General features: G+C 69.0%; 10 protein-coding genes. All 10 read right to left on the reverse strand.

Annotation, left to right across the window (positions count from 1 at the left end; all coding sequences use genetic code 11):
- Positions 1–57 precede the first annotated feature (57 nt).
- A complete protein-coding gene (locus ACLFRM_RS07740) occupies positions 58–555 on the reverse strand; it encodes a bacterioferritin (protein ID WP_410755165.1) in 498 nt (165 codons plus the stop codon).
- A 69-nt stretch (positions 556–624) separates the two neighbouring features.
- Positions 625–1,434 carry a zinc-dependent peptidase gene (locus tag ACLFRM_RS07745; protein ID WP_410755166.1) on the reverse strand — a complete coding sequence of 270 codons (810 nt, stop codon included), beginning with the start codon at positions 1,432–1,434 and terminating at the stop codon, positions 625–627.
- The gene (locus ACLFRM_RS07750; protein ID WP_410755167.1) at positions 1,431–2,324 is read right to left on the reverse strand and encodes an HAD-IIB family hydrolase; all 894 of its coding nucleotides are present in this window, start codon (positions 2,322–2,324) and stop codon (positions 1,431–1,433) included. Before ACLFRM_RS07750 ends, ACLFRM_RS07745 begins: the two co-directional genes overlap by 4 nt.
- Positions 2,321–4,504: an HAD family hydrolase gene (locus tag ACLFRM_RS07755; protein ID WP_410755168.1), complete on the reverse strand. Its 2,184-nt coding sequence runs from the start codon at positions 4,502–4,504 to the stop codon at positions 2,321–2,323. Before ACLFRM_RS07755 ends, ACLFRM_RS07750 begins: the two co-directional genes overlap by 4 nt.
- A gap of 4 nt (positions 4,505–4,508) precedes the next feature.
- On the reverse strand, positions 4,509–6,011 hold the full coding sequence (locus ACLFRM_RS07760) for a glycoside hydrolase 100 family protein (RefSeq protein WP_410755169.1): 1,503 nt from the start codon (positions 6,009–6,011) through the stop codon (positions 4,509–4,511).
- 112 nt (positions 6,012–6,123) lie between these two features.
- Positions 6,124–6,693 (reverse strand): NTP transferase domain-containing protein, encoded by a 570-nt coding sequence (locus ACLFRM_RS07765; protein ID WP_410755170.1) that lies wholly within the window; start codon positions 6,691–6,693, stop codon positions 6,124–6,126.
- Positions 6,683–7,705: an XdhC family protein gene (locus ACLFRM_RS07770; protein ID WP_410755171.1), complete on the reverse strand. Its 1,023-nt coding sequence runs from the start codon at positions 7,703–7,705 to the stop codon at positions 6,683–6,685. The genes ACLFRM_RS07765 and ACLFRM_RS07770 overlap by 11 nt, the downstream gene beginning before the upstream one ends.
- A complete protein-coding gene (locus ACLFRM_RS07775) occupies positions 7,702–9,849 on the reverse strand; it encodes a molybdopterin cofactor-binding domain-containing protein (protein WP_410755172.1) in 2,148 nt (715 codons plus the stop codon). The genes ACLFRM_RS07770 and ACLFRM_RS07775 overlap by 4 nt, the downstream gene beginning before the upstream one ends.
- Entirely contained in the window at positions 9,846–10,343 is a 498-nt protein-coding gene (locus ACLFRM_RS07780; RefSeq protein ID WP_410755173.1) for a (2Fe-2S)-binding protein, read from the reverse strand. Before ACLFRM_RS07780 ends, ACLFRM_RS07775 begins: the two co-directional genes overlap by 4 nt.
- Before the next feature lie 128 nt (positions 10,344–10,471).
- Positions 10,472–10,756, reverse strand: a 285-nt coding sequence (locus ACLFRM_RS07785; RefSeq protein ID WP_410755174.1) for an ATP-binding cassette domain-containing protein, incomplete at its 5' end; no start/stop codon positions are given.

A 10,756-nucleotide genomic window follows, 5' to 3' on the forward strand; every position in this document is an offset into this window, starting at 1 on the left:
GCTCTTCTCACAACCGCTAGAGGAACCCGTCTCTCTTTCGGGCAGGCGCTTGACTGCTTACTCGCCGGTGTCCGGCGAGTGGTAGGCGAGGATGTAATTGGGCTCGCCCATGCGCTCGATCAGCTCGAGCTGTCGCTTGAGCCAGTCGGCATGCCCTTCTTCGTCCATCAGGATTTCCTCGAAGATGTGCACCGTGCCGATGTCGCCCTCGTCCCGGGCCTCGAGCGCCGCCTTGCCGTAGAACTCGATGGAGGCCAGTTCCTCCTTGAGGTCCGCCTTGAACATGTCACGCAGCGAATTGGAGCGCTTGGCCGACTTGGATTCGGTGACCACCGGGTCGCCATCGAGGAACAGGATGCGGTCGATGAACTGGCTCGCGTGACCGAGCTCCTCCTGGACCTCGCCGTGCATCTTCTTCGACAGCCGGTCCAGGCCCCAGTCCTCGAGCACGTGGGCGTGCAACATGTACTGATGCACCGCGGTCAGTTCCATCGACAGTGCCTGCTGCAGGTTGTCGAGCGTCTTCTGACCTTTCTTAGCCTTGGCTGCACACATGGTGATAGCCCTCCATGAAGTGAATGAAACTCGATCCGGCAGTTCGCGCCACCGGGCCTGTGCATGACCTTAGACGCCCTGCGGGATTTTGCCAGCCGGCGTTCGGGCAAGCCGCGCCAGCGGGTCCTGGCCGTAGAAGCGTGAAAGGTGACCGAAAAGCACGGGGTCGAAGTCCCACAGCGACTCGGGCAGGCGAAAGAAGTACTCGGAAAGCACCGCGAAGAACTCGGCCGGGTTGGTGGCCGCATACGGGTCGATCACCGGCTCGTCGCCAGCGTCGACTTCCCGGTTGAGCCGATCGAAGGCCGTTTGGAAGTCATGCGTCCAGCGGGCACGGTCGTGACCCTTGTCGAGTGGCGGAAAGCCGTTCTCCGCCCCGTTGACGCCGTCGATGAAATGGGCGACCTCGTGGATGACCACGCTGGTGGCGTAATCCGGGTCGAGGCCGGCCTCGACGTCGGCCCAGGACAACACCAGCGTCCCATGCGACCAGGCCTCGCCGGCGCGCAGGTCACGAACGTGGTGCACCACGCCATCCTCGTCGACCTCCTCGTGGTCCACCTCGAAGGCATCGGCGTAGACAATCACCGAGCGAATCCCTTCCAGCCACTCCATGCCCAGCTCGAGCACCGGCAGACTGGCCAGCGCGGCAATCCGCAATTGCATCGAATCGGTCAATTCGATCGCGCCACCGGCGTAGAACGGCCGACCGACGAGGAAGCGGCCGGCAAGCGAACGCAGCCGCTCGAACTCATCGTCCGACAGCGAAGCCAGCTCCGGCTGCTCGCAACAGACGCGCTGCCAGGATGCCTGCGGGATCTCGACGTCCCGGGCGGACGCGCCCCCGAAAAGCCCGGCGAGCCAGCGCCACGGCCTCAAGCAGTCGCCTCACCGTCGTCGTGGGCCAGGGTCATGTGTTCGCGGGTCTCGGGCAGGTAGTGCACCAGTCCCTCGAGCACCCCGGCGGCGTAGTTGCCGTTCATGCCGAACAGCCCGCCCTGGGCCAGATAAAGAGTGTCCTCCAGCGCACCGGCTCGCACCAGTTCGCGGGCACGCGCCTTGACCGCCGATTCGGCGTTGGCGACCAGCGTCCCGTTGATGTGGCTGCCGAGGGCGTGGAGATCGTTGCCCGAGTCGCCGGCGAACATCGCACGGCGTTCGTCGAAGTCGAGGTGCTGAATGAGGAATTCCATGGCGTGCAGCTTGCTCGCGCTGGTCGGCAACACGTCGAGCAGCAGCACGTCTGCCGCCACGTCGAGCGACCAGACCAGCCGGGCATCGACCCCGTTGCGCCAAAGGCGCCCATGCAGTTCGGCGTCGAGCACCTGCTGGTTGGCCTTCCGGTCGACGTAGTAACTCGCCTTGAAGGCGCCCTGCTTGGCGACCTCCTGGGGGCGGATGGCGGAGATGTCGGCGAACATCTCGGTGACGTCGTCGTGGGTCAGCCCGTTCCAGGCCGGCGCGATCTCGTCCGTCCAGGCCGGCCAGTGGACCCAGTCGCCGTCGCCGTGCCCGGTCTTCGAGCGCGGCGCGTAGATGGTGGTGCCCACGTCGCCGATGATGTAGTCCGGCTGAGGCAGGGACCACTCGTCGATGCCGTCGAGTACCAGTTGCAGGTCACGGCCGGAGACGAACACGAGCCGCACCGCGGGATGGGCGCAGAAGCGGGCCAGGCGCGCCCGCGCATCGGGGGATTCCTCGGCGTGTCCGTTGGGGATCAGGGTGCGGTCGAGATCGCAGCACAGCAGAATGGGGGCCAGCTCGCTCACGATGCCCCCTCGGCCTCGGGCGGCTCGTCGGGCAGTTTGCAGGCGCCGAAGAAATCGTAGTGCTCGATCGCCTCGAGCACGCCCCCCGGCCCGTGCCCGCGGGTGAAGATAACCCGGTCGAGCTCGGTCAGGCCCGGCAGTTCACGCGCGCCGTCGGGCGTGACCACCGCCCCGAGCGGGTTGCCGCGCAGCATGTCCTCGTCGGTGGCCACGCCACCGGCCACCAGCAGGCGATCGAAGGGAATGCCCCACTGGGTGGCGAAGTAGCGCAGCGCGAACCCCTTGGAGGCGCGCACCGGCATGGCAAGCAGTTCGTTGCGCGACAGGCGCACCAGATTGGCGTGGATATCGGCCTCGTGCAACTCGTTCTCCAGTGCCTCGAAGCCCGGGAAGGCGTCCGTGTCGGCAATGTAGGCATGCACGGCGTGGACCCCCTGCACGGCGCGTGAACGCAGCTCCACGCCGGGCGTCTGCGCCAGGCGGTTGTAGACGCGATCCGGCTGCCAGGCGTAGCCGATATGCCGGCTCCATCCCTCGTCGCGCGACAGGCGCGGGCCATAGTGGATCTGCGTGCCGCCGCGGGTGATCAGCACGTCGGGCGTGGGCACGTCCAGCTCCTTGAGCACGGCGAGCACCTCGCGACGCGGCCGATCGGAGACCACCGCGAACCCGGCCTGACGTCGTTGGGCGCGCAGGGTCTCGACCAGGTGCCGACGCGTGGCCGCGTCGGTGGAATCGCCCAGGGCGACCAACTCGACCACCAGCGCCCGATCGACCTGGGTGAGCGCATGATCCGGCAGGCTGGGGCGAACCGCACGCGGTTCGCCCTCGAACAGCCCGGCCACGCGCTCGAGGTAGCTCTCGACGTGGGCGTCCCAGGAATAGCACTCGCGCACGCGCCGGACCCCGTTCTCCGAGTAGCGGCGCCAACGCTCGCGATCGGCGAGCAGGGACGCGATCCGCTCGCCGATGCCGTCGGCGTCCAGCGGATCGATCAGCTCGCCGTTCTCGCAGGCGGCGATGATGTCACGCGGCCCGCCGTCCTCCGTGGCCAGGATCGGTGCCCCGGCGGCGGCGGCCTCGATCAGGGTCAGGCCGAAGGGCTCGGTCAGCGCGGGATTGATGAACACCCCGCCGCTGCGTGTCACCAGCCGGTAGAGGTCGGGCACGTCGTCCGAGGCATGGTGCCGCGGGTAGGCCGCCACCCCGTAGAGGTCGTGGTAGTCGATCAGGAGCAACAGGTCGGTGAGCACCTTGCGCGGTCCGGCATCCATGTCGCGGATGTCGTCACGGTTGCCGGCGATGATCACGAGATTCGCCTGCTCGCGAAGAGTCGGGTGCGACCCGAACGCCTCGACCAGCGTGGCGATGTTCTTGCGCTCGTCGGGGCGGGAGAGCGCCAGCACCACCGGCCGCTCCGGCTCGCGCAGGAAACGTTTGAGATCGGCGCAGATCGGCGGGGAGAACCCCTCGGGCGGAGGCGTGAATCGCTCGAGATTCACCCCCGGCGGGATCACCGTCATCTTCTCGGGGTCGGCCCAGTCATAGAGCCCGTACTGCTCCTCGATCTCCTGGCCGGTGCTGACCACCACCAGGTCGGCCGCCGCCAGCACCTCCTCCTCGGCCCGCACGCGGGTCGACATGGCGTAGGTCGACTCGATGGTCTCGCTGCTCTCGCCACGCGCCAGCAGCCGGCGACGTTTGACACGCCCCAGCGAGTGACCGGTATGCGCCAGCGGCACGCCGAGGTGGTACGCCAGTCGCACGCCGACGTAGCCGGCATCGGCGTAGTGGCTGTGAATCAACGCCGGGGTCACGCCGATCCGGTCGATATGCGCCAGCGCCCCGTCGACGAAACAGTTGAGGTAATCCCACAGCCGCTCCTTGGGCAGATATTCCTCCGGCCCGGCATCGATACGGATGACATGCGCGTTGTCGCCCAGGTCCTCTTCGGGCAGCGCGTAGTCGGCGTCCACCCGCGGGTCGACCACCCGCCGGGTGAACAGGTCGACTCGCCCGACCTCGGGGCGGCGGGCCAGCGCGCGCGCCAGCTCGACCACGTACAGGGTCTGCCCGCCGGTATCGGCATCACGCCCCAGCTCGAGGTTCCTGCCCCGGATCAGCCCGTGCACGCTGATCAGACAGATATACAGGCCGTCTCGGCCTCCCGTGTTCGACATCGCCTCACTCCTCTCCCTGTTCTCGCCGTGCCGCCCCGCCGCGTCCGGTGCGGGGGACACTCTCGCCGTCTTCGGTCAGGGCCAGTTCCACCAGCCGGCCGGGCTCGGCGAGCAGGTGGCGCGCCAACAGCAGGCCGGTGGCGCTCCAGACCTGGTGCAGGTTGGCCCGCCGACCGATCAACCGGCCGTGCCGGCCGTCGTAGTACTCCGGCCAGTTGTCGGCCATCAGCCGCTGCTCGGCGACGCGGAAGGCGCGCTCGCCCAGGTCCTGCCGGTCGGCGACCAGCGTCGCGGCCACCATGGGCCAGACCAGCACCGGCCAGTTGCCGCCGTTGTGGTACGACCAGGGCACGTTCTTCGGATCCGAGCCGGTCATCAGCCGCCACTCCGAGCCCCGCACCGGCGGATAGACCAGCTTGACCGGCATCTGCCCGATCAGGTCGTCCCAACGCTCGGTGACGGTTTGCATCATCAGGCCGCCCTGCTCGGCGGTCGCCAGGCCCGTGGTGGTCGCCAGGAAATTGCCCTGTGAGAAGAAGCGGAAATCGATCCGCCCCGGGCCGAGGTTGCCGACGAAGTAACCGCCGTCGTCGGGCAGCCAGTCGGCCACCCACTCGGGGATCGACTCGGGGTAGATGTTGAAGACGTTGTCGACGTCGACGCCGAACTTCTCGGTGGAGAAGCGATGCACCTCATTGAGCACGTCCAGGTCCAGCCAGTAGTAGCGGCGCACGTAGTCGCGCAGCACGTCCCGTCGACGGTGCGCCAGATCGATCAGCCAGTGGCTGCCCTCGTCGACGGTCAGCAGGTCAGCCGCGCGCAGGGTCATGTCGAACAGCGCCTGGATCTCGAGCGGGTGACCGTTGACGCCCATGCGCCGGTCGATCATGAACGAGCCGTCGGGCACCAGCAGGGTGGGGAAGACCTCGAATCGGCTCTGCAGGCAGAGACTCAGGATCATGCGCAGGCCACGCTGGACCTCGGGGGTATGGGCAAAGGCCGTGTCGCCGGTGAAGCGCACGTAGGCGCGCAGCAGTACCGCCCACCACATCATCGAGTCCACCGGCGCGACCCGGCCGATGGCCCGGTCGCCGAAATCCGCCGAGAGCTGCTCGCTGCCGTCGTCGAGGGTAATCACCCGAAACGAGGCCGGCAGCACGCCGGGGGCGATCTGCTGGCCCTCGAGCTCCTCCTGCTGTCCGCGCATGCGCAGGATCATGGCGAGAAATTCGCGCACCACGTCAGATCGCCCCTCGAACAGCATCAGGAAGCCCGCCGAGACGAAGTCGCGCACGAAGCAGTCGCGGTAGTTCTCCGCCGGGGCGCGTGGGTCGAGACTCGCGATGGTGCCGACCGGATGCCCCTGGTAGCGGATCACCGCATCGTCGAGCAGGCGGTAGGCATCGGCCAGCACCGCCGACTCGTCGGCAAACCGGGGTTGGGCGAAGCAGTGACGCGAGGCGTGCAGCGGCTCGGTGGCACGACTCGTTGACGGACGCTCGTTCATCCGGAGTCCTTCGGTGCGATCACGGTGGAATGATCCGCGGGCACGGCGAATGCCCGGGGGACACTGAAAAAGTTAACACAGGCCGACCGAGACCGCCGCCGGTCACGGCGGGTCATCGCAGGCGGACCAGATCGTCGGGCCGATCCACGTCGCGCACCACGCCGGGATGGGCGCACTCGACCAGCCCCCCACCCCGGGCAGGAAAGCCGCGTTCGGCCAACCGCTCGAGCCACGCCCCGGGGCAGGCCACCGGGTGACCCGGCCGGTCGCCGTGGACGGGGCGTACCGGACAGGCCTCCGAGCGCATGCACTCGACCAGCCGCCGAACCTCGGCGACCGGCACGTCGGGCATGTCACCCAGGAAGAACAGCACCCCGCCGTGTTGCTCGCCGGCCAATCGCTCGATCGCGCATCGCCGGCTGGCCGCCAGCCCCTCGACGGCCCGTGGGCAGATCACCGCCTCGGCCGGCAGGCGGGCAAGCAGCTCGTCCAGACGGGCATCGGGCGACTCGACCACCACCAGCACCCGGGAACAGACCGCCCGGGCGGCGTTCAGGGCATGGGCGAGCAGGGGCTCGCCGCGCAGCTCGGCCCAGCGCTTGTCCGAGCCGAAGCGCTCGGCGCGGCCGGCCGCCAGCACCACGCCGACCGGGCCAATCGGCGCCGCGGCATCAACCGGCATCAAGCAGGGCGCCCGTCCCCGAGGCCGTCGGCGTGCCCGCACGACGGCGTTCGATCTCCCGCGCGGTGACCAGCTCGGCGGCGATCGAGACGGCGATTTCCGCCGGGGTGTGCGAACCGATATCGAGCCCGGCCGGGGCGCGCAGCCGTCCCGTGTCGATGCCGAGTGAGGCGAGTCGGTCGCGGCGCGCCCGGCTGCTACCGGCCCCGCCCATCGCCGCGACGTAGAACGCCGAGGATTCCAGCGCATCGATCAGGGCGAGGTCGTCGAGCCGAGGGTCGTGGGCCACGGCAACCACCGCGGTACGGGCATCAAGCCCGTTGGTGGCGAAAAATCGTTCCGGGGCCTCGCGATGCAATGGCACATCGGCGAGATTCCAGTCGATACGATCCCTTCGCGGCCGCGGGTCGCAGACATCGACCTCGAATCCCAGTGCCCGCCCCTGCCAGGCCAGCGCCTCGGCGACCGGCCCGGTGCCGATGATCGCCAGCCGCCAGGCGGGGCCGAACGGCACGGCAAGCCGACCATCGTGGACTCGCGGCGCCTCCGGCACCGGACCATCGATCGAGCGGAACGTCACCGCCCCACTGGACAAGTCGACCTCGCGCCAGACCGCCTCGCGCCGCGACATCGCGGCCAGCGCCGGGCGCAACTCACTCGCCCGGCGGGGCCACTCGACCAGTAGCGACAGGGTCCCGCCACAGGGTAGGCCCGGGTGAGTGCTGCCATCGAAACGGCGCTCGACCGGCCCGGCATCGCGGGTTTCGACGGACCGGGCGGCCAGCCAGTCGAGCAGTTCATCCTCGACGCAGCCGCCGGAGACCGACCCCGCCTGCCGTGGCCGGGGACCGGCCGGGTCGACGATCACCCACAGGGAGCCGGGCCGACGGGGGGCCGAGCCGTAGGTTTCGAGCACGGTGACCAGCACCACCTCGCGACCCGCCTCGAGGGCCTCGATGGCGAGCGCCGCGGCGGCCTGGCGGTCCGTGGCCACACCGTGTGACGGACTCACGCCTCGTCTTCCAGCTCGATCGGCAGCCGGCGGATCGGCTTGCCGGTCAGGCTCACCAGGGCGTTGACCACCGCCGGCGCCAGCGGCGGCAGGCCCGGCTCACCCACGCCGCCCGGCGGCTGGCCGGAGTCGACGATGCCGACCTCGACCTCGGGCATCTGGTCCATGCTCAGCGCGGGGTAGTCGTCGAAGTTCTGTTCCTGGACCCGTCCGTTCTTGATGGTGATCTTGCCGGACAGGGCGGCGGTCAGCCCGTAGGCGATCGAGGAATGCACCTGCCGCTCGACCCCGGCGGGATTGACGGCGATGCCGCAGTCGATGGCACACCACACCTTGTGCACGTGGGGCTTGCCGTTGTCGATCGAGACCTCGGCGACCTGGGCGCAGTAGCTGCCGAACGACTTGGCCAGCGCCACGCCGCGGGCACGCCCCTCGGGCACCTCGCCGCCCCAGTCGGCCATCTCGGCGGCGCGTTTGAGCACATCAACGTGCCGCGAATCGTCCTTGAGCAGCTTCAGACGGTACTCGACCGGGTCGATCTCCGCCCGGCGCGCCAGTTCGTCGAGGAACGACTCGACGATCCAGGCGTTCTGCGAATGACCGACCGAGCGCCAGAAGCCGACCGGGATACCGGGATCGACCTGGGCATAGGAGACGGCGATGTTCTCGATGCGATAGGGGTGATCCGCGGCGCCCTCGACCGCGGCCGGGTCGATGCCGTCCTCGACCATGCCCGGCGAGACCCGCGACCAGATCGACGGGCCGGCGATGCGGTGCACCCAGGTCACCGGCAGACCGTCGTCGTCGAGCGTGGCGGACAGCTCGTTGTAGGCCGCCGGGCGGTAGAAGTCGTGGCGCACGTCGTCCGGGCGCGAGTAGATCACCTTGACCGGCCGACCGGCACGCTTGGAGAGCTCGACCGCCTCGCGGACGAAGTCGGTCTCGAAGCGCCGACCGAAGCCGCCACCGAGAAAGGTGGTGTGCACCGTGACCTTGTCCTTGTCCACGCCCGCCACCTCGGCGGCCACCTTCTGCACGGACCCGGGGGCCTGGGTCGGCACCCACAGCGTCACGCCGTCATCGGTGACCGAGGCGGTCGCGTTCATCGGCTCCATGGTGGTGTGGGCCAGATACGGCACGCGGTAGGTCGCCGTGTGGGTGTTCTCCTCGTTGCCGAGCGCATCGGCCCCACGCCCCTCGGTGCGCGCCGAGCGGGCATCGTCCTTGACCGCGTCGCGAAACTGCTTGTCGATGGCCTCGTCGTCCAGGTCGGCGAGCTTGCCCTCGTCCCATTCGACCGAGAGTTTCTTGCGGGCCTGGTCGGCGCTCCACCAGTCACGGGCCAGCACGGCCACGCCATGTTCCAGTTCGATCACGTCCTCGACGCCATCGGCCTTCTTCGCCTCGGCGGCGTCCACCGATTTGAGCTTGCCGCCGAACACCGGGCAGCGCTCGACACTGGCCTGCAGCAGGTTGTCGGGCCGCGCATCGATGCCGAAATCCGCCTGGCCGCTGACCTTCTGCGGCGAATCCAGGCGCTTGGTCGGCTTGCCGATGATGCGAAACTCCTCGCGATCCTTGGTGAAGACCTCTTCCGGCGGCTCGAGCCTGGCGGCGTCGGTCACCAGGTCCTTGTACTCGACCTGGCGCCCGCTGGCCGGGTGTACCACCACGCCCGGCTCGGTGCGCAGCTCGGACAGCGACACGTCCCAGCGGTCCGCGGCGGCCTGCATCAGCATCTCGCGGGTCGCCGCGCCCACCTCGCGCAGCTTGGTGTAGAAGCCGCGCACCGTGGCGCTGCCACCGGTGACCTGGCTGCCGAGCGCGGGGTTGGCGTAGGTCTCGTCGGCCGGGGCGAAGCGAGTGTCGAACTCGCCCCAGGGCAGGTCGAGTTCCTCGGCGATCATCATCGGGATCACCGTCATCGCCCCCTGTCCCATCTCGGAGCCCGAGATGGTCAGCATGGTGCGACCGTCGGGGTGCATCTCGATCCAGGCATTGGGCTCGAGAACCTTGCCGGCATCCGACGAGCCACCCTCGCCCTCGGCGGCCATGGCCGGCTCGGGAGCGCCCAAGCGGAAACCGACCAGCAACCCGCCGCCCACGGCGGCGGAGACCTTGAGAAACTGCCTGCGTGTGGTCATGCCGACACCTCCTGGTTGCCGCCCTGGACATCCGAGTCGGCCATCCTGGCTCGGGCCGCGTGCTTGATCGCCGCGCGGATCTGGTTGTAGGTGCCGCAACGGCAGAGATTGCCCTTCATCGCCTCGTCGATGTCCTCGTCGGAGGGCTCCGGGTTGTCCGCCAGCAACGCGGCGGCCTGCATGATCTGGCCGGACTGGCAGTAGCCGCACTGCGGGGCATCCTCGGCGATCCAGGCCAGCTGTACCGGGTGGTCGCCGGCCGAGGAGAGCCCCTCGATGGTGGTGATCTCCTTGCCGTCGGCAGAGGAGACCGGGGTGACGCAGGAGCGGGTCGCCTCGCCGTCGACGTGGACGGTGCAGGCACCGCACAGCCCGGCGCCACAACCGAACTTGGTCCCGGTCAGGCCGACGTGGTCGCGAATGGCCCAGAGCAGGGGCATGTCATCGGCGACCTCGAGGGTCACGGATCGCCCATTGATGGTCAGTGTTGCCACGGCGGTTCTCCTCGATCGATTACACGGTCGGAAATCGCCCCGGGGACGGGCGACAGGAACGTGCCAAGGAGCCTAGACCGTGATTGGCCGGCCGCAATATGTTTTGACGAACCGACCGAGGTGGGCCGTCACGCTTGCTCGCGGTCGGTGATCAGCCCGTCGACGATATGGAGGGTGCGATCCATGCGGGCGGCTAGCGCCAGGTCGTGGGTGACCAGGACGATGGCGGCGCCCATGGCCTGGTTGAGCTCCAGCATGGCCTCGAACACCGCCTCGGTGCTGCGGGTATCGAGGTTGCCGGTGGGCTCGTCGGCCAGCACCACGTCCGGCCGGGTGACCAGTGCCCGGGCAATGGCGACGCGCTGGCGCTCGCCGCCCGAGAGCTCGCCGGGACGATGCGCCAGCCGGTGCCC

Origin of the sequence: Guyparkeria sp., from assembly GCF_046540515.1 — a bacterium.
Lineage (GTDB): Bacteria > Pseudomonadota > Gammaproteobacteria > Halothiobacillales > Halothiobacillaceae > Guyparkeria.